Origin of the sequence: Roseivirga sp. BDSF3-8 (assembly GCF_041449215.1) — a bacterium.
Lineage (GTDB): Bacteria > Bacteroidota > Bacteroidia > Cytophagales > Cyclobacteriaceae > JBGNFV01.
Genome location: NZ_JBGNFV010000001.1, coordinates 400,973 through 427,245, shown reverse-complemented (window position 1 = coordinate 427,245; position 26,273 = coordinate 400,973). Strand labels below are relative to the sequence as shown.

Annotated in this window: 19 protein-coding genes; 4 read left to right on the top strand and 15 right to left on the bottom strand. The window is 49.5% G+C overall.

Annotated features, from left to right (window positions below; translation table 11 throughout):
• Positions 1-14: 14 nt before the first annotated feature.
• From AB9P05_RS01605 to AB9P05_RS01580, 6 genes are all read right to left on the bottom strand, one after another.
• A complete protein-coding gene (locus tag AB9P05_RS01605) occupies positions 15-575 on the bottom strand; it encodes a carboxymuconolactone decarboxylase family protein (protein ID WP_371907066.1) in 561 nt (186 codons plus the stop codon).
• A gap of 222 nt (positions 576-797) precedes the next feature.
• Positions 798-2,795, bottom strand: a complete 1,998-nt coding sequence (locus AB9P05_RS01600) for a glycosyltransferase family A protein (protein ID WP_371907065.1) — start codon at positions 2,793-2,795, stop codon at positions 798-800.
• Positions 2,796-2,876: 81 nt separating this feature from the next.
• Entirely contained in the window at positions 2,877-4,385 is a 1,509-nt protein-coding gene (locus tag AB9P05_RS01595; RefSeq protein ID WP_371907064.1) for a serine hydrolase, read from the bottom strand.
• Between the two features lie 117 nt (positions 4,386-4,502).
• Positions 4,503-4,652 carry a hypothetical protein gene (locus tag AB9P05_RS01590; protein ID WP_371907063.1) on the bottom strand — a complete coding sequence of 50 codons (150 nt, stop codon included), beginning with the start codon at positions 4,650-4,652 and terminating at the stop codon, positions 4,503-4,505.
• Positions 4,653-4,670: 18 nt separating this feature from the next.
• Entirely contained in the window at positions 4,671-4,934 is a 264-nt protein-coding gene (locus tag AB9P05_RS01585) for a hypothetical protein (protein WP_371907062.1), read from the bottom strand.
• A 53-nt stretch (positions 4,935-4,987) separates the two neighbouring features.
• Positions 4,988-5,551 (bottom strand): hypothetical protein, encoded by a 564-nt coding sequence (locus AB9P05_RS01580; RefSeq protein ID WP_371907061.1) that lies wholly within the window; start codon positions 5,549-5,551, stop codon positions 4,988-4,990.
• A gap of 87 nt (positions 5,552-5,638) precedes the next feature.
• Here AB9P05_RS01580 and AB9P05_RS01575 point away from each other — a divergent pair, with 87 nt between their 5' ends.
• The gene (locus AB9P05_RS01575; protein WP_371907060.1) at positions 5,639-6,502 is read left to right on the top strand and encodes an SDR family oxidoreductase; all 864 of its coding nucleotides are present in this window, start codon (positions 5,639-5,641) and stop codon (positions 6,500-6,502) included.
• A 148-nt stretch (positions 6,503-6,650) separates the two neighbouring features.
• Entirely contained in the window at positions 6,651-7,331 is a 681-nt protein-coding gene (locus AB9P05_RS01570; protein ID WP_371907059.1) for an energy transducer TonB, read from the top strand.
• A gap of 29 nt (positions 7,332-7,360) precedes the next feature.
• Here AB9P05_RS01570 and AB9P05_RS01565 read toward each other — a convergent pair whose 3' ends face one another.
• Positions 7,361-8,440 (bottom strand): YARHG domain-containing protein, encoded by a 1,080-nt coding sequence (locus AB9P05_RS01565; protein WP_371907058.1) that lies wholly within the window; start codon positions 8,438-8,440, stop codon positions 7,361-7,363.
• Positions 8,441-8,789: 349 nt separating this feature from the next.
• Between AB9P05_RS01565 and AB9P05_RS01560 the strand changes: the two genes are divergently transcribed.
• The gene (locus tag AB9P05_RS01560; RefSeq protein ID WP_371907057.1) at positions 8,790-9,965 is read left to right on the top strand and encodes a PepSY-associated TM helix domain-containing protein; all 1,176 of its coding nucleotides are present in this window, start codon (positions 8,790-8,792) and stop codon (positions 9,963-9,965) included.
• A 77-nt stretch (positions 9,966-10,042) separates the two neighbouring features.
• Here the strand turns inward: AB9P05_RS01560 and AB9P05_RS01555 are convergent, their stop codons facing one another.
• The 7 genes from AB9P05_RS01555 to AB9P05_RS01525 form a co-directional block, all read right to left on the bottom strand.
• Entirely contained in the window at positions 10,043-10,420 is a 378-nt protein-coding gene (locus tag AB9P05_RS01555; RefSeq protein WP_371907056.1) for a hypothetical protein, read from the bottom strand.
• Between the two features lie 251 nt (positions 10,421-10,671).
• Positions 10,672-11,691: an anion permease gene (locus AB9P05_RS01550; RefSeq protein ID WP_371907055.1), complete on the bottom strand. Its 1,020-nt coding sequence runs from the start codon at positions 11,689-11,691 to the stop codon at positions 10,672-10,674.
• A 2-nt stretch (positions 11,692-11,693) separates the two neighbouring features.
• Positions 11,694-12,398, bottom strand: coding sequence for a DUF2490 domain-containing protein (locus AB9P05_RS01545; RefSeq protein ID WP_371907054.1), 705 nt, complete (start codon positions 12,396-12,398; stop codon positions 11,694-11,696).
• Positions 12,399-12,631: 233 nt separating this feature from the next.
• Positions 12,632-13,288 carry a hypothetical protein gene (locus AB9P05_RS01540; RefSeq protein WP_371907053.1) on the bottom strand — a complete coding sequence of 219 codons (657 nt, stop codon included), beginning with the start codon at positions 13,286-13,288 and terminating at the stop codon, positions 12,632-12,634.
• A 53-nt stretch (positions 13,289-13,341) separates the two neighbouring features.
• Positions 13,342-15,168, bottom strand: a complete 1,827-nt coding sequence (locus tag AB9P05_RS01535; protein ID WP_371907052.1) for a serine hydrolase — start codon at positions 15,166-15,168, stop codon at positions 13,342-13,344.
• Between the two features lie 34 nt (positions 15,169-15,202).
• Positions 15,203-15,406, bottom strand: coding sequence for a helix-turn-helix domain-containing protein (locus tag AB9P05_RS01530; RefSeq protein WP_371907051.1), 204 nt, complete (start codon positions 15,404-15,406; stop codon positions 15,203-15,205).
• A 1-nt stretch (position 15,407) separates the two neighbouring features.
• Positions 15,408-16,076: a hypothetical protein gene (locus AB9P05_RS01525; RefSeq protein WP_371907050.1), complete on the bottom strand. Its 669-nt coding sequence runs from the start codon at positions 16,074-16,076 to the stop codon at positions 15,408-15,410.
• Positions 16,077-17,551: 1,475 nt separating this feature from the next.
• Here AB9P05_RS01525 and AB9P05_RS01520 point away from each other — a divergent pair.
• Entirely contained in the window at positions 17,552-18,469 is a 918-nt protein-coding gene (locus AB9P05_RS01520; protein WP_371907049.1) for a hypothetical protein, read from the top strand.
• Positions 18,470-21,665: 3,196 nt separating this feature from the next.
• On the opposite strand, the gene AB9P05_RS01515 is transcribed toward AB9P05_RS01520, so the two are convergent.
• Positions 21,666-26,237, bottom strand: a complete 4,572-nt coding sequence (locus AB9P05_RS01515; protein WP_371907048.1) for a translocation/assembly module TamB domain-containing protein — start codon at positions 26,235-26,237, stop codon at positions 21,666-21,668.
• Between the last annotated feature and the right edge of the window lie 36 nt (positions 26,238-26,273).

Here is a 26,273-nt window from a genome sequence, read left to right as displayed (position 1 = left end):
TGGAGAAGAACTCATTAAACCGGCTCCATCAGTTCGTTATCAATTTTCACACCTGATATTTCTGCTATGGTATTCAGCATGTTTGTCAGGTCTGCCAGGCTCATGAGTTCCTGTATCTCGTCTTCACTAAAGCCTTCATCGCGCAGCTCTTCAAAGTCCTCATCAGTGGTATCCGAAGGGTTCAGGGCAGAAGCCGTTACTACGCGGATAGCCGTTTTGTAACTACTGGGTACAAAGTCGGCATTCATGTTCTCAGTGACCTTTTTAGCGGGGTCGTTAGTAAGGCTTTCACTCAGGCTATCGGCAATTAAGCCGTGAGCGTGAGCACAGTATTCACATCCTTTATTTTTAGAGATATTATATATAATTAGCTGCTTCAGTATAAAAGGCACTTTGCCACGGAGCATCGTGCTGCGAAGTTTCTCCCAGTTGCCACGAAGCAGATTGGCGTTGCCTCCCTGGCATTTGAACCAGTTCAGTACAAAGGGCAAGCCCATTTCCTTCATGGTTTCCTGGTAAATTTCCTGCACCTCGGGCGAGGCGTCATCATAGCTGACTACTCGAAATCGTTTCATTATAAACATTAAAAAGTTGAATTGGAATTTAACCCCGACATTGTAATTGAACAATGCCATGTAATAATTTACCTGAACTAATGAGATTCTGGCTGTATTTAGTTGGCAGGGGAGTGAATTGGCCTATCCGGGGTGCATGAAATGCAAAGTACTATCGATCCTTAGCTAGCGGTATTTCGGTGGAAAATTATTTGACTTTAATTTGTTTGGAAACTCTTTGCACTAAGATAAGGGTTCATTTTCCCTTAACTTATCCTTATAGGCATCTCCATCCTGCCTGGCAAGTGATGAATCCTCCAGTTCCAGTTCGTCATTTTCAATAAGAACAAAGTCCTCATACCATTGCTTATAAAGGGTCAGGCGCTTTTCTGTATCCAGGCCAGTGTGTGCAGCGGTGGTAAGGGCTCCTTTGCGATGGTTTTTGATGTACAGTACGCCAGGGGTATTTACATGATAGTGATAAAGGGCAGAGCGTAGCAACTGCTGTGAATCCAGCCCGAACTTGATAAAGCTCGAAAAGCCAAATTCACCGAGCCATGCCTCGCGCCAGCCGCAGGTGCTGGGGTGTAGCTGACAATGCCCCTGTTTCATACGCAATGAATACGTAGGTACCGGAGGGAAAAATCTGGTCCGTACCGTTTCACCTATTTCATTGAGCATAATAGTGGCCGAACCTGCCACTGCGCAGTCTTCTTCATGGATCAGTTCATGGAGAAGTTGATCCAGCCTGTCAAGAGTAGAATAATCATCCGAATCCTGAAATACGATGATGTCCGCATCAGATTTTTCTATGAGTTGTTGCCGCAACACATAGGGGCCTACCGGCTCTTTCTTTCCCGTGTGATAGAGCCGTACTTTCTGCTGCTTTACCCAGCTTACAGTAGAGGGGTCCGGGTGGCCGTCAATTGCCACCCATACCCTGTGGGCCGGCGCAATTGTGAGGAGGTTATTTAGGCAGCGGCGTAATATAGCAGGGTCACCATAGTGGGGCACTATGATCTGGTAGCTTACATCCATTGCATAACCCGGAATTTCCTCCCCATGCCAGTAGCTGCCCCGGCATATGACGGTGGGGGTGTGATCAGGATTAGAGAACAGCAGGTAGTGCAACAGGCCATAAGCAGATACGTCGTTCCTGAGGTTTATCTCAAAAGCTTCTGCTATACTCTCTTTTACCAACAGGCCACTGACATTATCTTCCATAGAGGCCGTGAAGGCAGGTAGCTCTCTGCTGTCCACCAACACGACTATGTCAGGCTTATAAGCCGAAGAAAATGCTTCTACCCCCTGACAGACCACCCCCCTACTACTTCTTGAAAAAGAAAGGTAGGCGGATTCTTCTGGTAGTGCGTCGTAGCCACTAAGGTGTTTTTCTGCTTCTATGCTACCATCATTACCCCAGTGTGAAGTGTCATTAAGATCTATTATATACACCTGTCCTTTATCGTCCGCTACCAGATCTATTGCACCGAAATCAATAGAATGATGGCTGAAAAAGCGGTCTGCCTGCTTTATGCATGCCTGCTGTACAGGTGAAAGGCCTTCGGGTAATTTTTGTCTGGTATAGCAACAGGTTTTCCGTTGCTCAGCCGTGCTCATTTTTTTGATAGGAGCAGCGCTGCGCCCGCTTAACAACACAAACCGTTCACGATACCTGAATACCCGGTGGAAGCCTCCTTCGGTATTGGTTATGTATTTTTCTATCGTAAGTCCGGGCCGATTCCACTCCTGCGGTAATATCTCGCTATAAGTCTTTACCACATAGTTATTATGGTCAGGCAGCAGAGAGAAATCAACCCTCAGCCTTAGTTGCTTTGCTCCTTCCTGGCTAAGTTTTCTCTCATATTGAGCGCCATAGTTATAGTCTGATTTCAGGATGAGTAAATCATTGGATTTGATAACTTGCTTTTTTTCAGTAAGTAATGAAGGAATACCTGCCTTGCCCAGCATTTGGTGTAATGAGCTTTTGCGGATATCGTATAATCCGGCATTAAGCACATTAAACCCCTTGGATCGGGCAAGCTGGGAGGGCCCATTCGTGTCACTGAAGAAGTACTTCCAGTAAGACAGGTTGATCTGGAATGCCACCTCAGCACCCTTCGGTAAGCAAGCCAAATGAGATGACAGACTATCTCCTATCCGGACTATTATTCTTTTATGGGGCACCAACTTAAAAAGCAGATACTGCTCATCTGTATGGTAACTGAAAATATAGATCATCCCTTGGTCCGGTTTAGTTTCAGATGATACACCTAAGGCCTTATTCCTGTTATTAAGACCAGGACTAAGCTATCAAATAATTTAATTGCCTGCCGGGTGGCTCCCAATCCATCTGTTGGCTTCTTCCATGTACCAGTTATCGCTGAAATTGGTGGCTTTGGCCAGCCAGGTATAATGCTCTCTCGCTCTGGCTGCATCACCCTCCTGGTCATAATAGTTGGCCAGATAGATGTGCACATATGGATTCTCAGGCTCCTTTTCCAGCATAGCCAGACTTGCCCTTTCTACAAGCTCATTATAGCGCTCTGGGTATGTCTTGTCATAGTGGCCTGCCACATCATTTAAGAAAAGCAGGGCATGTATTAGGTTCAGGCTGGCATACTCCTCCACAGCAGGGTAGTGCGTAAAAAGTTTATCCAGTAACGTAAGGCTCTGACCGTATCGAGTGGAATCAAACCGGCTCATATAGGTAGTGGCCATTGCCTGTGCCACCAGCTTTTTTCTGTAAAATTCCCCTTTGGGGGTCAAATCCGTCAGGGAAGCATCTGTTTCAAGAATGGGAGCGTCTTGCTTGCCCATAATGAAGTTTTTCAGAAAGCTGAGGGCAAACAGAGAGGAGGTGAGGTCTCCATTTATCAGGCGGGCCGGGTCGCTCATCAGGTTATTGTTCGCCATCAGGATCAGGGTCAGGTCCTTATCCGGCACAGTAACGAAAAGGCTGGAATAGCAGTCATACTGCCCGTAAGCCCACAGTACCCTTTCTCCATCAATGGTCTGGGTAAAGAGTCCTTTGGCATAGGGAAAGCCCTCCTGGTAGGGGGTGATTAAGGATTTTTTGGAGTCCTTGCTCAATAGCGAGTCCCCTTCCAGCGCTTCAGCAAACACGGCCAGATCCTGCAGGTTAGTTACCAGGCCGGCGGAGGCCGAATAGCCATAGTCCATCGGGCATTTGGCAAGCATGCCATCATATCGGTACCCTGTAGCAATGATCTCCTTGTAGGCATTGCCTTCTTCTTCACTGGCCAGTAAAAAGGTATAACGAAGGTCCAGCGGGTGAAATATTTCATCCTTCATGGCCTCACGAAAGGACTTGCCTGTGGCTTTTTCCACAACTTTGGTAAGAAGGGAATAACGGTTGCTGTAATGAAACTGCTCGCCCACCCTGCCTTCGGATGTATGGGTGAGTAAATGCTCTATCCGGATCGAGTCTATCAGATCAGGAGAGGCCAGGTAGCGATTGACAGGGTTTTTGAGGTCAAGTTTGTCCTGTTCGGCCAGCCGGAGCACCAGCGCAGCAGAAAAAGTCTTGGTGATGGAGGCCACCGGAAAGAGGGTAGTGCTGCTGACAGGTATATTACCGTTAATGTCCGCCTTACCCAGATAGTCCTCGTAGATAACCTCTCCATCATCCAGCACCATCACTGCCATGCCAGGTATCTGAAAATAAGCCTTCAGGTCGGCCAGGTCATCCGCGAAGGCATCGCGCTTTTTTCTTTCCTGCTCTTCAAAATATCCGCAGGCAGTGAGAAATAAACAAATGGGAAGAAGGAGCAGCAGACGTATCATGTGAGTCAGATTCCTACTCTGCACAGCAGGGTATATTGGTTTGGTTTCCCAAAAATAGAACTCCGAAGCAATAATGCCACCTATCCGGCTACTGTCTCAGGGATTTAAGCTTCTTATAATTGCATAATTGAGTATTCCGGCTTACTCCCTTCGTTCATAAACCTCGGTAATGTGAAGCAACTCATCTGTCTCATACTCAGGATAATTAATGAAATACTCACCTTCAGTCAGCGTAGTTTCAATGACTATTTTTTCGGGTATGGATTCCACAATTTGATAGGAGCGAAACATCTCATTGCTCTCATTATATTATAGGGTAAGCGTTTGGTCGGTAAGTGTCCACTGGCCTGAATAGTAATTATATCCATAATAGTCACTAGCCAGAAAAAGCCATATAGATAGGTCCTTGTTAGTTATTACTCCCGGGTTATCCAGGCTTTGTATCTTTATCTCTGTAGCCTGCCAGGTGCCGATCAGGTTTCCATCGGTTGGGGCCGATACCTCTTCCTTTTCACATGAAAAAAAGAAAGTAGGAAGGGCTATCAGGGTAAGTATCCATCGGATGTTTATCATTGGCTCATATTCATTAATAGTTGAATATAATAAAAATAACCAACAGATAAGGGTCATGTCTCTTTACTTATTTTGTATGAATAACTTTTTCTATACCTCTTACTTAACCAGTAATATACCGCACTTAATAATATTATAAACATAAGTAGATAGGCTATGAGGATGTTGTTCGCCTGGTTATCTGTATTATATATGGTGATGCCATTTTTCTCTATTTTTGAGATGTGGAGGTTTATGTCATTACTATGAGGAAGTAATTTGTCATAATATACCGTAAGGTGCTCGCCGGGCAATGCCCTATTAAGCCAGTTAGTCTTATCCTCTGTTGATAAGCCAGGGTTCACTAATATGCCAAATAGTTGATTACTACCCTCGATTTCAATGACAAGAATATCCCTCTGATTATTTCCTCTATAGGGTTCGGTTATAAATTTGCGGGCAATAAGCGTTCCGGATACTGTGGCTTCTCCATGCTTACTTAAATAGCCTCGATAGACGACGAGGGCTAGTGGCAATAGCATAAGTAATAAGAATAGCTTCAGAGGGCCTGTTCTCAACCTGTATTCATGCCTTGATAAAGGGCCGTATAGCCTGTGGCGCCATTTTTCACTAAGCATATCTCTGCTTCACATCGTATTAATCCTTCGAATATAGCATGAAGGGAGGGGAATTAAACCAAATGACTTTCGGTAGCTTTTATAAGCATGAGTAAAATATTAGTAGCCGGAGCATCCGGAGCCCTTGGTTATGAGTTGGTTAAGCTTCTACATGATGAAGAGAGAGAGTTTTGCGGACAAATACGTAATCCGGTCAAGCATGCTGCGCTGGAGCCGTATTGCCAGGATATCCGTGTGGCTGATGTGACAGACCCCTCCACCTTGCGCAGGCTTTGTGAAGGTGTTGATACCATAATAAGTACGGTGGGCAATAGCGTGAGCCTGTTCACCAATGATACAGGGGGCTTTATGGATATCGACTACCAGGGAAACCTGAACCTGCTGCAGGAAGCAAAGAATGCAGGGGTAAAAAGATTTGTCTATATATCAATCTTCGCCAGCGAAACCTCCCCCCGTATGCGGCAGGGGTGGGCGCAGGAGTTATTTAGCCGGAGGCTTATGGAGTCGGGGCTGAGCTATACCATCGTAAAGCCGGTAGGGCTTTTTTCAGGTTTGCATGATCTGCTTATCCTCGGCCGTAAGGGCATAGTCCCTACCTTAGGCAGCGGAAAGGCAGTCACGAACCCCATTCATCAGCGGGACCTCGCCAGAGTGATACTGCCGGTAGTGGATACTGGGCCGGAGGTAATGGAGGTAGGTGGCCCTGAGGTACATAGCAGGCGAGAGGTGTCCGAATGGGTAATGGACATCACAGGCGGCCGGGATATCCGGGTTCCGCCCTGGCTGGCACGCCGGGGGGCTCATCTTTGGCGACCGCTGAAGCGTAGCATTTTTGATAAATTTCGATTCTACACCTATATCACTACCCATGACATGGTCGCCCCTAAGCACGGTTCCTTGTTGTTACGTCCTTACCTGGAGCAGGCTTATCTGCAGATGACCAGCAGGTAATTTTACTGCCGGCAATGGCTGTGAGGCCTACGGTTAGGCGGATAAACAAAGAAACATCACGCCATTTACAGGCATTCGTTTGCCGAAAGCAATAGTTATTCATTGAAAAGTAGTATTTTGATGATTCTAACTCATTTGTGTTGCCGTCATGATTACCAGACTCTTTTTAATAGGGATTACCCTATTACTTACTTTCGAAACCTATGGACAAACCACTACCTACTACCGCGATAAGTACAGGCTGGAAAAAGTAGCTGAGCCACAGGCTCGCTACTACGAGGTTGTCACGGAAGAGGATAGCATTCGCACCATCGAATTTTACCGTGTAAAGGGAAATGTGCTTCTTGATGTTCATGCGTATAAGGGGAACCAGCCCTTCCGGGTGTGGCGAACGTATAACAGAAAGGGTGAAGAGGTATCCTCTCTGGACTATGATTTTGATGTAATCTACCTGGATGAAAAGCCAGACAGCGGGATGTATTTTAGCTGGTTTAATGAAAAGTATGTGACCGACACTACCGGGGAGCTTACCAGGCCTGATATCATTACTTCCGAGCAGCTTGCTAAGTACCTTGCCTATACGCTGCGCTACCCCAGGCAGGCAGTAAGATCCGGTACAAGTGGTAAGGTAAAGTTGCTATGCCGGCTGGATGCTTCAGGTGATGAGGTAAGCATATACATACTGAATGGCGGCGTGGAACCGCACCTGGATAAAGAAGCTGCCAGGGCAGTAAGGCAGGCGCTAAACGGGTACAAACCCGGGCATCTGGATGGCGAGCCGATAGATGTATACCTCTTGCATGAGGTGGTTTTTAAGCTGTCTAATTGAATCGTTTTTACGCTAAGTAATTAGTGCTATCACTTTTCCAATTCTTTGATCCTGTCTATCAGTTCTTTTTCCTTATCCGTGAGGTGGATGTCCTCCATTTTTAAGTTCGGATCCGGCATGTACCAGTCAAACTGACTGAAATATTGCCTGAGCTCAGTACTGTTAAAGTCATACCCATAATGGGCATAAATGGCATTTCGTAATAACCGCAGGTCTGCTTTACTGTACCAATCTTTGATATCGTACAGTTCTTCAGGTTTCACTATCCCTATCGGCGTGTCATCTTGCTCGCCATAGTCGCTTATGAACTCATACCGGTTTGGTTCACCGAAATGGATGTTGTGCTGCGGTTTAAAGTTTTTGACTTCAATCAATACGGAACCGCTACGGATTTTGGCCACCTTTGAGCTGCTCAGCCCCATAAATATACGTTCGCTATCCGTCAATCTGCCTGTACCCACCACAGACCAAAGGGCGCCCTTCCCAAAGTTATCCCCAACATAGAAATACGTGTCCGGCCCCATATCAATTTGCACTGTAAGGTCTCCGATCTTACCGCCGGCCCATTTGGCTCCGGTGGTTAAGATATAATCATATGACTGGGCTGTGAATATACCGTAGCTCGCAGGAAAGTTATAGCTATGCTGTACCCGGTTCATGCCAGGCTTAAAGGTCATTTCAAAAAGATAGACAAAGATGCCTGGCTCTTCGTCGGTGAAGCGGACCGACTCGGGATCTTTAAGTTCACAGTCTTCACACAAGGCAGCTTTTATCTTATACGGCAGGATCTGCCCTTCCTGCAATACAGTAAAGTCCTCTATCTGGTTCAGGTTACTTACTGAATCGGAGACATCGCCTTCTGCGGAGGGTGCCTGAAATCCAATCAGGAGCTTTCTTGCTGTATCCTCAGGGTTATAAAAGTCAAACCGGATACTCACATAGGCGCGGCGTTCGCGTACAGTAAAGGACAGGAATTCTTCCTCCAGGGAAATGCTCGTTTCCTGTTGCGGATAAATAACGCTACCGCTGGTCAGGTATACGCCGTCATTGGCGTAGGTGCTGATGGTGGTGCAGAAGAGGGTGAGGAGTAAGAGAGAGATTATTTTCATGTTTAATGGCGTAGTCACAGCACTGGGCCGGCCTTTGTGATTTTTCAAGGCGTTAAAAATAAGAGATTGTTCCGATTTAATACACAGGCCGGTGCGCCCGCCGTATTTCCGGCTTTTCATATCCGGTGACCTAAACCGGTTCCTTTGAGCAAGCAGGTAAACAATGAACAGGCAGGTTCTTAAGCCAGTACCCTGTGATTACCATTTGGAAAATGAAATCACCTTCTATAGCTGAGGGCTACCTCGACATTGCTACATATTTTATAGATTTACCCCTTGGGTATGCCTCAGTTCATTGGCAACGGACCATGTGCTGCTTACCGGCCCCATTTATCAAAAGAAAAATTAAGTGACTGATTCCAAGAAATCTTTTAGCTGGCGAAAGTTAGTTAACAATATCCACCTTTGGCTGGGTATCGGTAGCGGGCTCATCCTTTTTCTTGTTTGCCTCACAGGTACTATTTATACATTTCGGGCTGAGATAGAGCAAATGCTGGAACCCGGAAAATACACTGTAGAGGTGGCCGAAGGTGCAGGGCCCTTGCAAATAGAGCAAATCGTGAGCAGGGTAATAGCAGAGACAGGCGGAGAGGTCAGCTCTATTGAGGTTCCGGCTGAGCCGGATAAAGCTTATAGCCTAAGAGTAAAGACCTCTCCTGAAGAGCGCAGAGGCACCATGTATTACGTGAACCCCTATACAGGTCTCTTACTGGGTACCTCTGACGGGCCTGCTTCCGGCTTCTTTATGGGAGTGTTCAGAATGCACCGCTGGCTCCTTATGGATTCCTCCATAGGGCGGCCCATTGTAGGGGTGGCTACCCTCATATTTGTTTTCATTATACTTACCGGGCTTGTTCTCTGGTGGCCTAAGAAGCTGAAAAACTGGAAACAGGGATTCAAAGTGAAAACCCGGGCTAACTGGAAGCGCATCAACCATGACCTGCACAATACCCTGGGCTTTTACACCTTCTTTTTGCTGTTGATCATGTCTCTTACGGGATTATGCTGGTCTTTTGGCTGGTACCGTGATGCCCTGGGGATGGTGCTGGGTACAGAGGTATTTGGCAGAAGGGGAGGCGGAGAGTCGCCGGCTTCTACCATACCCGACGGTCAGACTGCCACATTGTCTCCAGAAGAGTACCTGGTCATAGCGTCGGGAGAGTTGAGCTATGCCGGAGACTACCGGCTGTCCATGCCTTCCTCACCGGAGGGGGTAGTGACCATACAGAAGACGGGGAGCGGATTCTTTGCTTCTTCCGGCCGTGATGTAATCATACTGGACCAGTATAGCGGAGAAGTGCTTAAAATTGAGCGCTTTTCGGACAAAGCACTGAATGAACAGATTGCCGGCTCCATCAAGCCTATTCATACGGGAGAGATATTCGGCACATTCTCTAAGATTATTTATTTTATCGCCTGCCTCATTGCTACCAGTCTGCCGGTAACAGGTACGATCATCTGGATTAATAAGCTAAGGAAGAAGAATCGCAAGCGCCGTAAAACCAGGCAAAAGAGCCTTGCCTGATGGCTTGGTTTTAGTATCAGGCATAAAAAAAGAGGCCCTGATGGGGCCTCTTATCTATTCACATGTTTATTACAGCATCAGATCTTGAGTAGCTCAGCTTCGATATTGTGCTGCTTTATGATATCCTGAGTAAACTTCATTGAACCGTGAGGTACAAATATTTTCAGTTCACCGTTTTTGATGCGAGCCACTGTATCAAGTAGCTTCCACTTGTTTACCAGCTTTTCGGGCTCTTTCATCCGGCGGCTGATTTCAAAGTAGTACTTTTCACCATAGCGGTTCACAGCCGTGGCATCAGGAATATATTCATCATTCTTGGTCTGACTTACCAGCTTAGCGGGTGCCTCGTAATCTCCATAGTCGGCACGGATATCTGTAAAACCTTTGCTTTCAATATCTTTAATTACCTTATCGAGCGTATCATCGTACGTCTCTCGTCTCAATTCTTTCAACATATGATAAAAGGGGGTTTAAATCTGCGTAACAATATATGGTACTACTTTTTTAGCAGAATGTCAAGGGCTTAATTTTCAGATAATTAAGAATATGTATAAGAATATCAATAAAATTTGGATTTCTAATAAATTTAACGGGTGATATTCTTTATTAAACAGGGTTCAAATTTACGAAATTTTTTCCGGAAACGCAGCTTTTATTCGCTCATAATGTGAGTTATGTGGAATTACAATGGCTTGAAATTAATGCTTTAGTTAAATATTACGATCAGGCTATATGATATAATATATGCAAAAACAGGTGCCACCCCCCAGATGATGAAAAACCGCCGGACAGTCTTATTCCTGAAAGTTACTTTCACCCCTTTTTTGGTGATACTCAAAGCGATAAAAGCGGCCCCGTTCAATTGTACCAGTGAAGTGGGTATGCCTTTGGTCACAGAGGCCATAAGTAGAAGGCTGGCTACAATAAAGGCGATCAGGGTGGCATAAACCGGGTTTACCTCAATAATATCCTTGCCGGTGGCTTTGGTGCCTCTGTGTCCTAGTAATGAACTGCCTATGGCGAAACAGGGGGCTACCAGCAGCACAGCCAGAATAATCACAGGCAGAAAATTATCAAGCGCTGCCGGGCCAAGTTCATTGGCTGTGAGGGAGGCAATAGGCGCCGCGGCATTTGCCACATTATTGGCCCCTATGGAAAAAGCCACGTACAAAGAAGCCAATACCAGCAGCCCCCGGACCATGTGGTGTTTATTGAGTTTATCGGTACTTCTGATATTTCTCCATTTTTTAATATATGGCAGTACCCACCGGGATAATACGTACATGATGCCAAATGAAATGCAGGGCAGGATGATCCACGTAGGAATGATCTCTACAAACAAGGTGTGCGTATTGAGCCCCTCCAGCCCTGTAGCGGCACCGGCTATAGCCAGCACGGTTGCCTGGCTGGTGGACTGAGGCACCCCCAGCAGGTTAGCGACCAATAAGGAAAGACTGACGGCACCAAGTATGATGGAGGTATTCAGCGGAGTGAAAAATGACTGTGCCAGCAGGCCGGCACCCAGCGTAAGGGATACCTCTTTGCCTGCCACCAGCGCACCTGCCAGCACCATTATGCCAAACAGGCCCGGAATAGCTGAACGGCGCAGTACATTGGCTCCGTATGCCGCACTGAAGGATGGAGCGGTGCCGCTGCCCCCCATATTTATAGCCAGGAACATGGCTAGTAAAAAAGGCAGGGTGATTACATGAAAAAGATCGGACATAATTACGGGCTTGTGGCCTTCTTAAGATTGATGAAATGGTGAAGGGTGGCTCTGAGAATGTGTCGATTGTAAAAATCTGTGCCTGAGGCCCTCTGTTGATACCAATTCAGGTAACCCAGCTCCGCGCCCAGCGCAGGGCTGGCCTGGTATTTTACCGAGGCGCCATAGCGGTTCTGGTCAAAAATATTCAGGGCGACCTGCCTGCCAATATTCAGGTGAATTTCGTCAAAAGCCAGCAGGGTGGTCCTGCCTGAAACGGCATACCGAACCTCAAGCTTATAGCGGGTGCGGTTATGCCCGTAGGCAAATCCGCCCCCGGCTTGTTCAAAAAACCGGAATTCCGTCCAGTACCTGTGGTGGAGGCTAAGTTTCTCCCTCAGCCTCTGCGAATAGGAGACTTCAAGCTGAGGCCTGAGTTCAGTGCGTACCGTATAGTTTTCGGCATCCGGCGCATGCGGCAGGGTCTGGCGGAAATAGGTGAAGCCAAGACCGCTGCCCCAGCCCTCGCTAAGTTTTCTTTCTGCAAAAGTGCGTACGACAAACTGGTGCTGCTGCCAGGTAGGCCAATACACCCTGTTTTCTATCTCCTGGCGCAGGTGATAGCGTTCGTTAAGCGCTGCTTTGAGGCTGTAGCGAGTCCAGACAAGGTGTTGTGTATCTACTTGCTTCTGTGCGTATGCTGACTGACAGGAAATGCAGGCAGTCATTAGCATTAAAAAAATGAAGCGAATCATCTTACTCTAAAAAGTCTTTATAAGAGCAAGGTAGAGAGAAAAACGATTCGTTTTACCAGGATAACCCGGGGGTGAAAAAATTATTTTAATACCTGTTTTTCCTGATACAATAACCTCTCAAGGAGTCCCATTAAGAAGTGGTTAACGTAAGTATTCCTAGCGTAAGGTAAATCCTGACTACCGGATCCCTACATCTGCTATACGGCTTACTCTATGGGGTGATTAGTTAGGATTTTCACTTCACCAACGGTTATTGCTCCACCCCTTGATATTTTTCCTTTTTGCAAATACTCCGTCACCGTTACTAGGGCATCCGGCAACGGGCCTTCGCTATTACGAGGCTGGTTTAGCGTATTTGCTTCCAGGGTGATGTTCAGTCCTTTATCAATAATAAGGCTTTCCCGGCATTCTACGCCACAGTCAGGTCCGCAACTGCCGATAATCAGGTTCCTGCTGTCTATTTTCTGCCCCTTTCTGGTCAAAACGGTAATAGAAGGCACTAGTATGTCGCCAGGTATTAGTTGAATAATCCCGATCAGGGTGTCTATTTCTATATAGCCAAGGGTAGGGTAAGGCTTGAGTGAAAGGCGCTCTGCATCGGTGGGGATATACAGTCCGTCATAAGTAGTCACGCCGGATTCGTGGATGAGAGGTAGCGTTGCAGGATCTAACTGCAGGAGCAGATGATCCAGACGGTCTTTGGTATGTGGGGTAGCGTCCTTATCCTGTTGGCTATTGGTCTTTTGGGAAAGTGATTTGGTCTGGGGAGTTGGTGCTCCCTCATTTTGAGGGGTGTTATTATTGGATTGACAGGAGAAGGCAATTACAATTAAGATAAAAATGCCTAAGGCTTTATTGGTCACAGGGCAAATGTATCCTGAATCATTCCTTTACGAAAGATCACGTGCAGATAATCTTAATAGGCCCATAGAGCCAGGCCTATGATACCGTCGTACCAAAGATATCCTGCCCAGAAGCAGCAGGCCAGCGAGGTCAGTACCACCATGAAGCCACCGGTCCTTTTTATTCCCTGTCGTAGCCCAGTCAACAAACCGGCCACGGACAGAGCCAGAAAACTATAGCCCAATAACCAGAATAAAATGGCCCCCGGGCTATACAGTTTCATAGGATCATATAGGGTGAAAAATGAAGCCACCATACCTGCTAATGACAGGATAGCAAGCAGCGGGAGCCACTCGGAACCCATATTCCGCCCCCTTACAAGGAAGTAAGGCGCTCTCACCAGCCATATCAGCAGGGAGATGACCATGATCGTGAGCGCTATCAATGCTCCGTAAAATAGGCCATAGGCCTGCCAGGCAGGCACTTGTTGGTATGCTGTTTCACTCGTTAACAGCAGGATACCCGTGTCATCCTGAGCAAAGGCAATATCCGCCCTACGGGAGCCAAACGTAGCAAAAAGGCTGTCCCCCATCCACCGCAGAGGTTGGCTATCGCCCAGCATGCCAGACAGCGCTATCTGTGTCCCCTCCATAGTAACTACCTGCAAATCTACCAGCCGGACCAGAAAGCCGGAGAGAGAGCCAAGCTGAGGGAAGCCTGTAACGGGCCGGTAGACGCCGGAAAAATCAGCCGCCGGGGCCTCAGTAGCACTGACTGCTGTCCGGGGTGGTGTGTTGAGGTCTTTAAGCAGGGCCTGCCTGATGCTTTTGAGCGCCCCTCCTGCCTCAGAGCTATTAATGAGGATAACATAACCGCGGCCTGCTTTCCGGCTGTAGGCAAAGTCTGATAGAAAACCTCCGTACCTGCCCGAGTGTCCATAGAAAAGGTAGCCCTTTTGATACGTTGCCCGAAGGCCCTTGGCATACCCTGTCATTATACCTTTGCGGGCGGCCAGGCTGGTTTCAGGCGTTTCCATGCGTTCTATTATCCTGGCACTGAGTATCTGCCTGCCATCCGAATGCCCCCGCTGCATCAGCATGTGCATAAATCGCCCCATATCCTTTATCGTCATGCTAAGGGCTCCTGCAGGCCACTGGGCCAGGCTGGGAAAAGGCACTTCCTCAGGGGGGATAGCATACCCTTTTGCCAACAAGTGCGGCGCCTTGCTTTGCGTGGGATCATATGTCGCCCGCTCCATATCCATAGGCGAAAATACCTTGGCCTCCATGAATGCCTCCAGGGGCATGCCTGTTCCTTCCTGCAGCATGTGGGCGGCTGCTATGGCCCCCAGCGTATTGTATTCGCTGTAGCTGCCAGGCTCCCAGCGCGTGTAGAGTGAATGGTGGCTCAGTTGCATTACCTCCGATAGGGGCGTTTGCCGGTTAGTGCGGGCGGCCAGGTGAAAGTGGGCCTCATCCAGGCCCGAGGTGTGCTCCAGGAGGTGGATTAATCGTACCGGAGACTCTTCCCTCCATTCATTTTTAAGCAGTCCCTCAGGTAGCTCATCTGCCAGCCTGTCCTGCAGGGAGAGCATACCCTGCTCGTCTGCCAGTAGCATGGCTGCTGCCAGGAAGGTCTTGGTAATGGATCCTGTACAAAACAGGGTGCTGTCGCTCACTTCCCGGTCCTCTTTAATATCAGCCTTGCCAAACGTGTAGGTATGCAGCAGGCTGTCATAGCCGGTGAAGGCAATGGCAGCCCCGGGCACCTGGTACTGCGTAAGGATAGAATCGAGTTTTTGCTCCAGGCCGGAGGGTAGCGAACGTGCCGCTAGCCGGGTGGGGGTAAGGCATAGCAGTAGCAGGGCCACCGCGCCTGCGGGGGTTATATAGGATTTCATAGTACGTGGGACAGGTTGCTTTAGATAAAATCGACTAGGGTTCGTAATCAAGAATATCGCCGGGCTTGCAGTCCAGTGCTTCACATATAGCTTCCAGCGTATTGAATCGTACTCCCTTTACTTTGCCCTTTTTCAGCAGGGACAGATTGGTCATGGAGACGCCCACTATTTCGCTGAGCTCCGTTAGCGACATCTTTTTCTTCGCCATTGCCACATCCAGGTTTACTACTATTGGCATATCAGACGATGGCTTCGTTATCGGTTTTGATCACCACTCCTGTACGGAATACCTCCGCTACTACAAGCAAAATGATGCCTGCCAGCAGGGCCTCGAAGTTAAATGACATATCCAGCCAGAGGGTATTGGCTTCGCTTGCAGAGAGGAGGTAAGCCGGGTCTGCTATGGTGTAGTCCGGTACAGAAAGGTGATTTGCAATGTAGGTATGGTAGGCCCAGCACCGTACGATGCTGTAGGGAAAGAGGGTCAATAGCAAAAGGGCCGTTTTCCGGATGCGAGGCGGGTTTTCCGGCAGGAAGGGGCCGTGTTTTTTCAGGGAGGCGAACAGGGCTCTGAGGGTAAAGGTAATCCATATGGCCAGGCCAAAAGGGATGATGATATCCGCCATTTTCAGAAGGTAATACGCTGCCCCGGTTGAGGTAAATGACAGCTCACCTGTATGTGCAGTAAGGTTTCCTGTTTGAATAGGTGGGGTAATGGTGAGCGAGGTGCTGAAGGGGCCTTCACCGCCAAAGTGCACGGGCCATGCGGACAGTAATTCGCCTTCTCCGAATACGGTAAAGGTGTAAAAGATCAGGCTGAGCGCCAGAAATGCTGCTTCGAAAACTAATGCAGCTTCCGTAAGTGTCTTTAAAAAGCCTGCCAGGCGATTCTGACCAGTTTGACTCATAATCGTATTATAGGTTATTGTCTATTCAATAATACGATTAATTTTTACCTAAAACAATATAAGTTTTATGTTTTACGTAAAATATTCTTTGTGAAATGTGAGTAGGAGGCCCCGGTATACCCGGAGCCGTCAAGTTAAGGCTCTATTTTACCGGTTTTGAATGATTTGCTTATAAAAATGTGGTGCTCTGCAGCGATAAGTACGAATAATTCCCCACCTGAGGGAATATAGTCGTCAGGTTAAGCGTGTAATCAGTTCAAAAACGTCACATTCGTCATTCCCCGCCCCCTTATTGCCCATAGCCGTCAAGCTAGCATGCACAATAGCATATTACCCTCCTGGGAGCTGGGCTCGCAGGCGACTGGGCTGGGTTCCCTTTCCGTCCGCGAATCAATTTTTGGATACGAGATGGGAGGGGGAGCAGGGTGTCTATGGGCTACAAGGGCGCCGTTCCGATAGAACCGTTACGGTATTAGGCGCAGGCGATGAGGGGTTGATAATACCCTGGCGACAAGCCTCACTGTAACAGAGGCGGGTGGGCGGCGTGCCTACGGGCTACAAAGGCGTCGTCCCGATGGGACTGGTGGGGGCTCTCATGGTACATTCTGCATGGGTTTTGAAAGGCGGATTGTTGGACCCCGAAAGTCGGGCCCCGAAAGCCGGACCCCGAGAGTCGGCCCAGCGAAAGTCGGACCCCGAGAGTCGGACCACCGAAAGTCGGACCACCGAAAGTCGGACCACCGAGTGTCGGACCACCCGAATGCGGGGCCACCGAAAGTCGGGCCACCGAAAGTCGGGCCACCGAAAGTCGGACCCCGAGAGTCGGACCACCGAGAGTCGGACCACCGAAAGTCGGACCTCTCCTGAGTCCAGGAGGGGAATTTTGGCACCTAGCTTGTGGGCTATGCTCCTGGTAAGCGAGTGGGGGTAGGAGCTGCCTCCGGGCAAAGAGCCAGACGACGCCTCGCGGAGTGCAACTCGCGGAGTGCGACTCGCGGTAGTTGAGGAGAGTATACACTCCTTCCTTGGTTTGGTGCCAGACGGGATAAGACGCGATGAATCGCGTCTCTACAGGCAGGGGTGGTTTAGATGACCTGGTGGTTTTATTCTTTTTTCAATACCGCGGGTGCCTGGGTTGTGATGACTGAATTGCCTTTTACGGGGGAAGGTACATGGGGTGATCATATAGGATGGTTTGCTGAGAAGGTGAGGTAGCCTGTTTCGTGTTTACCGGAATAGTTATATATACACGTGCTTATGGGTTTGGGGCATGTGCATATAGGATACCCACAGAATACCCACAGGATGGGCAGAGGGTAAGAAAGGGGCTGATATAAGATATATTATACTTTGAGGTGCCGGGGGCTTTCTTATAGGCTCATGCTATATACTGATAATCTTACCTGAAATACGGGGGAACTGTGTGTGGGATTAATTTTGACAGGAATAAACATGAAATAAAAGCTGAGGAAAGAATGGCTGTTATAGAGAATAACCCATGGATAGAGGGTGCGCGAGGTATGGTGCGGGGCGCGATTGTATACCGGCAGCGGGCGGGTAGAACGATTGTGTCTGCCCGGCCGTCAAAATCATCGAAACCGCTGAGTGAGAAGCAAAAGGCGCATCACAGAAGATTCAGGGAGGCAACGGCGTATAGCAAGCGGGTGAAGGAGGATGATGGGCTGTTTGCGAAGTATGCGGCGGCAGCGGAGGGCTTTATTTCGTGGCAGAACCTGGCGGTGAGGGACTATATGTATGCTCCGGTGGTGGAAAAGGTGGTAGCAGAGGGCTTTACGGGGAAGGCGGGTGAGGTGCTGGAGGTGTACGCGTCTGATGACTTTGGCATTTGTTCTTTGCAGGTGAGGGTGATGGATGGCAGGGGTGCTGTATGGGAAAGTGGTGAGTGCATTGAGCTGATAGCGAATGAGGTGTATGCTTATAACCTGAAAAGGGATGTGGACATAACGAATGGGTTAATGGTACGGGTGGAAGCGGCAGATGCAGCAGGAAATGTGACGGTATATGAGGAGGAAATAGTAGCTGGGGGTAATGAGGTTGGGCCGAGTTCACCGGCTTCTGACGGGGCCCCTGTGGATACGGACAGAGGGGCGGATGAGCGGCGTGCCTATGGCACTAATGGTTACTTTGGCTTTATGGGGCTACAAAGGCGCCGTCCCGATGGGACTGGTGGGGGCTCTTATGGTACATTCTGCATGGGTTTTGAAAGGCGGATTGTTGGACCCGGAAAGTCGGGCCCCGAAAGCCAGACCCCGAGAGTCGGACCACCGAGTGTCGGACCACCCGAATGCGGGCCACCGAAAGTCGGACCACCCGAATGCGGGCCCAGCGAAAGTCGGACCTCGAAAGTCGGCCCTCTCCCCGGGGGAGCATAGCCGTCAAGCTAGCAGGCACAATAGCATATTATCCTCCCGGGAGCTGGGCTCGCAGTTGACTGGGGTGGATTCCCTTTCCGTCCGCGAATCAATTTTTGAGGGAAGGCAACTACATCTCTTCGATATGCTTCCTGCAGTACTTATGCTTACCACGGCGGCCACCTTTCCCTAAGTAGCCTTGTATTTCACTCAGCTTCTCTTGGGGAAAGGAATTTTTTCGGAAGGGAGGGCAAATACTCTATCACCGATAGTCGGGCCACCCGATAGTCGGACCTCGAAAGTCGGACCTCTCCCCCAGGGAGCATATCTGTCAAGCTAGCAGGCACAATAGCATATTATCCTCCCGGGAGCTGGGCTCGCAGTTGACTGGGGTGGATTCCCTTTCCGTCCGCGAATCAATTTTTGAGGGAAGGCAACTACATCTCTTCGATATGCTTCCTGCAGTACTTATGCTTACCACGGCGGCCACCTTTCCCTAAGTAGCCTTGTATTTCACTCAGCTTCTCTTGGGGAAAGGAATTTTTCGGAAGGGAGGGCAAATACTCTATCACCGAAAGTCGGACCTCTCCACGGGGGAGCATAGCCGTCAAGTTAGCAGGCACAATAGCATATTACCCTCCGGGGAGCCGGGCTCGCAGTTGACTGGGGTGGATTCCCTTTCCGTCCGCGAATCAATTTTTGAGGGAAGGCAACTACATCTCTTCGATATGCTTCCTGCAGTACTTATGCTTACCACGGCGGCCACCTTTCCCTAAGTAGCCTTGTATTTCACTCAGCTTCTCTTGGGGAAAGGAATTTTTTCGGAAGGGAGGGCAAATACTCTATCACCGATAGTCGGGCCACCCGATAGTCGGACCTCGAAAGTCGGACCTCTCCCCCAGGGAGCATATCTGTCAAGCTAGCAGGCACAATAGCATATTATCCTCCCGGGAGCTGGGCTCGCAGTTGACTGGGGTGGATTCCCTTTCCGTCCGCGAATCAATTTTTGAGGGAAGGCAACTACATCTCTTCGATATGCTTCCTGCAGTACTTATGCTTACCACGGCGGCCACCTTTCCCTAAGTAGCCTTGTATTTCACTCAGCTTCTCTTGGGGAAAGGAATTTTGCGGAAGGGAGGGCAAATACTCTATCACCGAAAGTCGGACCTCTCCACGGGGGAGCATAGCCGTCAAGTTAGCAGGCACAATAGCATATTACCCTCCGGGGAGCCGGGCTCGCAGTTGACTGGGGTGGATTCCCTTTCCGTCCGCGAATCAATTTTTGAGGGAAGGTAACTACATCTCTTCGATATGCTTCCTGCAGTACTTATGCTTAGCACGGCGGCCACCTTTCCCTAAGTAGCCTTGTATTTCACTCAACTTCTCTTGGGGAAAGGAATTTTGCGGAAGGGAGGGCAAATACTCTATCACCCGATAGTCGGACCTCTCCACGGGGGAGCATAGCCGTCAAGTTAGCAGGCACAATAGCATATTACCCTCCGGGGAGCCGGGCTCGCAGTTGACTGGGGTGGATTCCCTTTCCGTCCGCGAATCAATTTTTGAGGGAAGGTAACTACATCTCTTCGATATGCTTCCTGCAGTACTTATGCTTAGCACGGCGGCCACCTTTCCCTAAGTAGCCTTGTATTTCACTCAACTTCTCTTGGGGAAAGGAATTTTGCGGAAGGGAGGGCAAATACTCTATCACCCGATAGTCGGACCTCTCCACGGGGGAGCATAGCCGTCAAGTTAGCAGGCACAATAGCATATTACCCTCCGGGGAGCCGGGCTCGCAGTTGACTGGGGTGGATTCCCTTTCCGTCCGCGAATCAATTTTTGAGGGAAGGTAACTACATCTCTTCGATATGCTTCCTGCAGTACTTATGCTTACCACGGCGGCCACCTTTCCCTAAGTAGCCTTGTATTTCACTCAGCTTCTCTTGGGGAAAGGAATTTTGCGGAAGAGAGGGCAAATACTCTATCACCGATAGTCGGGCCACCCGATAGTCGGACCTCGAAAGTCGGACCACTCCCCCAGGGAGCATAGCCGTCAAGCTAGCAGGCACAATAGCATATTATCCTTCCGGGAGCTGGGCTCGCAGTTGACTGGGGTGGATTCCCTTTCCGTCCGCGAATCAATTTTTGAGGGAAGGCAACTACATCTCTTCGATATGCTTCCTGCAGTACTTATGCTTACCACGGCGGCCACCTTTCCCTAAGTAGCCTTGTATTTCACTCAGCTTCTCTTGGGAAAAGGAATTTTTTCGGAAGGGAGGGCAAATACTCTATCACCGATAGTCGGGCCACCCGATAGTCGGACCTCGAAAGTCGGACCTCGAGAGTCGGACCTCGAAAGTTGGGGCGAGTCGGGCGGCTTCTGACGGGGCCTCTGTGGATACGGAGAGATGGGAGCGGGAGCAGCGTGCCTATGGCACTTAGGGTTTTCTTCGGTTCTATTAGCTACAAAGGCGTCGTCCCGATGGGACTGGTGGGGCTCTCATGGTACATTTTGTGTGGGTTTTGAAAGGCGGATTGTTGGGCCCCGAAAGTCGGCCCTCTCCCCGGGGGAGCATAGCTGTCAAGCAAAGGCCTAATTCCCCTCCTGCGAAAGCACAGGAGGGATGCAAAAAGGCGTAGGGCTTTTAGGGGTGGTTCTTACAGAATGTAGCCCTATGCAGCCATGTATAGTAAATTCTAATGCCAGTACTGCTCCTGGTTTAAGAATGCTGTAGCTTTTTTGAACTGTCCCCGTCAGTCAGCTGACTGGATGGGGGATTGCTAATGTGCTATTTTTAAGCTATTTACATCCTTAGCTTGACGGCTATGCGATACAGCCGCAGCCTTCTACACCTCAGGCATTAACCTCCTTCTTTTTCTCTCCTTTTTCTTGCTCCTCTTTGTACTTAATGAGAGACTAGTAGAAGCTGAAGCACATGAATATGAGGATGATAGCAAAGGGAAGCCCTGTAAGGATGGATGCCGCCTGCCCTCCGCCAATAAGAAGTATGGCCGCTATGAGTCCATTCTATAAACGCGGGCTACCTTCGCGTTGAGCTGGTTCGCTTCTTTATTTCGCACGTCTGTTTTGCCCTCACCATCCCCATCTATGGATACTATGTAATAGGAATAGCGGATTTCCGAATGCCGAAGGGTGCTTCTCTCAAACCAAGCTGCAAGTTATTCTTTTTAAAAAGTCATAATCGATCCAGCCCTGTTGTTACACCCCCCCCTCAGGCTCCTCCTCTTCCTGCACCGGGGTCGCCTGAATGATAGGATCCTCCGCCGGCTCTTCCTCATCCTCATCTTCAGGCTGCTCCTGTAGCTCTTTTAGCTTGTCGCTCAGGGCTTTTTTCCGTGTATTGGTAAAGATTTCTTTCACCGTGTCCCAGCTCTGCGTATGCATGAGGGATACCCCCGCGACGGTATATGAGGCATTGTCCAGGGCCTCATTTACCAGGCTAAAGTCCGTACGGTTATACATCTTTACCCGCAGGCGCCCGTCTTCCGTAAGCAGATACTCCAGGGTCCAGTCCCCGGCTATACTGCCCAGATTGGCCTCATTTTGAATATTGGTAAACCCGCCGTCACGGGTTATGCGCAGGCGTCCCTCCAGGAAGGTATAGCTCAGGCGTAACTGGAAGGTGTTAAAAGCATCCGCATCCAGTCCCGCCAGGTCCACATCTATCTGCAGGTTATCGTCAAACTGCGTCACCCAATAGCTAAGCTGGTTACTCAGGAACTCGCTCAGGCTATTACCTATCGTCTCGCCTCCCACGCTAAAGCTGTTTTGCTCACTGAATCGCTGCAGCACCAGCAAGCTGAATACCTGTCGCTTCAGTTCCTGCTCATCGTTTTGTATACGTGCGCTAAAGGCCTGTATGGCGTCAGAGAAGCTAATAGGTCCTGCTGGGGTAACCACCACATCCGGCACATTGCCTATATCGATATCAAAGCCAATATCCGGCTGCAACAGCGGGCCGTCCAGTTCCAGGGCAAGCTCTACCGGGTACCGGCGGATAACCTCCGGCTGGTTATAAAACTCTTCGTCATTTACCTGCAGCAGAGGCGCCAGGCTGGCCCGCTGACGGTACAGGGCGTTAATGTCCAGAATACCCTCATAGGGGTCCCCATACCAGCTTATCCGGCTATTGGGCAATATCTCGAATTCTTTATTAATAATGTTGTACAGGGTAAAGTTGTAGCCCCCCGTTTCGAATACGAAATCGCCGAACATATTAAACTCACCCTCGGTATTGATGAGCATTTTTACATCGCCATTACCCCGGCCCCGGATAATATCCCCCGCCTTTATGTCAAAAATGATTTCCGCATACGCATCTGGCGTAATGCCCAGGTCAAACTCCATCTGTATGCCTCTGAGGTCCACCGCCTCCAGCTCACCCTCTATAGTGGCCCTGATCACAGAGTCCGAGCGGTCCACATAGTTCACGTACGACTTGTCAGTCAGGTCCTCATCCATCTCTACCGGGATAAAGAGGCGCGTGTTAGGTTCCGTTACCGCCGTGGCATCGATGTTCAGATTGCTGGGCGCTCCCAGTATATCCAGGGAGCCAGTCACATGAGCCATGCCGTAGTACAGCTCATTATCCTCTGCGGTGGTATTCAGCACCCGGAAGTTCTCCATCTCCCCGTGCAGGTCTATAACAAAATCACGGAAGCCATCATGGAAGAAACCTCCCGTAAGCAGGGCCAGGTTGTTGCCCGCATCACGTAGCTCCAGGTTACGTACACCGATCTCGTTATCATCAAAAATAAGCCCGCCGTTAAAAGTATAGTCTGTATTGAGATAGTTAAAGTGTGCCCTGCCGTTACGGAAGTCCCCGCGGCCCCTCAGTATCGGGTAGGAGAGGGTGCCGGATATGGTAAACCGGCCCGAGGCTTTCCCTTGTATTTCCGTAAAGATATCATCTACAAATGGCTCCACGACATTCAGGTTAGCCCCGTCAAAGTTAGCGACCAGCTCCAGTGAGTTTTCTTCACGGCGGGGGTAATAAAAGCCGTTTACCGCGATGATCTCTTCTCCTTCACGGTTCACATTAAGTGTGGTGCGCATGCGGTCCTGCTCGCGTTCGTACACCGTATTACCGATAATGCGCCCCACGGGAAAGCGGCCTACCCGGAAGCGTGAAAGAATAAAGTTGCTCTCCAGGAGCCTTTCACCAAAAAAGCCCCGCACGTCAATACTGCCGTCGAAGGTGCCAAACACCTGCGTATCCTCCAGCAGCGAGTTCAGGTTCTCCACCAGGAAGTTATCTACATCCAGCTTAAATACATCACCCACGGAATCTGATAGCACCCCGTTGGCTGCCACTCGCTGGTCTTCATTAAACACCCGCAGGTCCTGCACCACCACATCGCCCCCCGCCAGGGTAATGCGGTTTCGGTCACTCACCCGCCATACCTTTTCCAGTACCTGAAACTCAGTGTCATCCAGGAAGCTGATGACAGTGCTATCCGTGAGAAATTCCAGCTCACCGGATACATTTGCATAATTTTCGCCCCCCTCCTGTTCTGCATAGGCATAGAAGTCGATGTGGTCCCTGTCCCAGATGCCCTCTACACTCAGATCTCTCAGGGCGGCCACATTTTCCAGCTCCAGCATCTCCGCTCCCACAAAGCCACTGGCCAGTACAGCCGTGCTGTCTGCTATTTTGGAAGTAGTGATGTCCGCCTGCAGGTTATGCCATACGTTTGATTTGTAGGCCAGCGTATCCACCATGGTATTCAGCCGTACGATAGAGGTATAACCTCCGTTAAAGCTTCCTTCCAGGCGCGTGTTTCGGCTTATTTCCAACTCCGGCACCAGTAGCTGCAGCAGCGGGTTAGCATTGTCCAGTTGGGCGGAAAATTCTACCTGGTAGTCCGCATAGGTAGTATCCCGCAGGTTTGCGTAATATGCATCCAGTGCATCCTGCTCGTTTTCAAAAGCCAGTTGATACTCTTTCAAAAGCCGTTTGAGGTCCTTGATCAGCGGGCGGTAATCAAACTGCCCGCGGGCATCCACCCGCATGCGTTCCGAGCCTACGTGCAGCTCCCTGTAGTTTGCTTCACGATATGAGTCAAACACCAGGGAGTCCAGGTTCAGGCTTCGGCCCTGATAGCGTATGCGGGTATCCCGCAAGAAACCGCTACCGGTGATACTGTCCACATCCAGACCGGTTATGTCCACGTCCAGTTGACTGTGCAGTGCAAGCTCCTCTTCCATCAGGTTCAGTACGTGCAGGCGCATGGTATCCAGGTTCGCATTGATCCGGATGTGATTCCGGTCATCACGAAGGTCTACCGAAGCATAGCCTGTAAACTGCATATTGGGATCATCCACCGAGAGGTTTCCTTCAAAAAACTCATTGGAAAGCTTGGCTTCCGTAACGATGTTCCGGTAATTGTACCCCTTCAAGCCCAGCTTAGCCACTTCCACGTCCACTTCCACATCCGCCTCTTCCACACTAAAGCCCGAGCCGTTAATGGTTCCTGACATAGTTACCCGCTGCACATCTTCAGGTCGCCCCGTCAGCCGCCCCAGGTTAAAGTTGGTCAGCGCCAGCGAACCCGTGTAAGTACTTGCCGCCCCTGTTTCGCGTATTTTCAGGTTAATGTCCGAGTCAATGGTACCCAGGGGAGTACGGAAGTTGCCATTCGCCACAAAGTCATTGACAAAGCCCGTAAAGCGACCATTGAAGTAGCTGCGCCCGAATACCTGCAGGCGGTCGTACGTGTCCGGCTTAATGTAGGGCTCCAGGTCAGCCGCATTGATGGCAGAGTTCTCCACCTCAGCCTGTATGAACGTGTTTTCCACATCCGGCAGGCCTTCAAAAGACAGCCTCCCTTTGAGACTGCTGCTGCGGCCAAAATCCAGCTCCAGGTTGCGCGCCGTAAAGTTGGTGACCTTACCCCGTACCGTACCGCTTACCGTGTATCGCTGGTTAAATTCTTTAAGCGACGGCGCAAAAAGAGCCAGGTCGCTGGTGTGGATGACTGAATTGTCCAGTTTAGCCAACACCCGGACACTGTCATTGAAGTAGCTCAGGTTGGCCGATTCGTTATAGGTAAAGACCAGGGTGTCCTGCAGCAGGCTCTGGCCCAGGCTGAAGTTCATGTTGTAGAACTCCATGGCACTCTCTGAAAAGCGGAAGTAGGTAGTCAGCTTATTGATTGCCGTGTTCGTCTTCCGTTCCTTCGCATACATCCGCTTGATATCCACCGCCATCGTGTCCGCACGCACGTTAAATTCCTGCCCGTGGATGTCCAGGTCCTCCATAGTGAAGTGATAGTAGTCGAAGCCCTCCGGTATAGAGTCTTTCAGCATATCATTCATGGTAAAGCGGCTATCGGCAAACACGACCCGGTCGATATACAGGTAGGTAGGGTTCTTTTTAGGATTTTTAGGCTTTGTAAGCTCCTTTACGCGCCTTACGAACTGGTTTATATTGATCTCGCTGTCTGCAGGATAGCGCACCATGTTTACCTCTGCATCATACAGCCTTATCTCATCTATCCGGTGCAGCTCGTCGGCGAACATCTCCCGGTAGTCAAAGTTCACACGCAGGCGGTCCACCCCTATCATCAGGTTGTCCTGCTTGTCGCGCACCTGCACATCTTCCAGCAGGATGGTGTCAAACCATCTGATGTTTACATATTTGATAGAGACCGGGAAGCCTAGTTTTTCGGTAAGATTTTCGGAGATTTGCTGTACGATCTTTGTTTGCACCCAGGGGCTTTGCAGCGCAGCTACCGACAGCACAAAGATCAATAGCGATAGTGCGACCAAATAAAGAATTGGTCGTAGTATCCCATTTTTAATAAC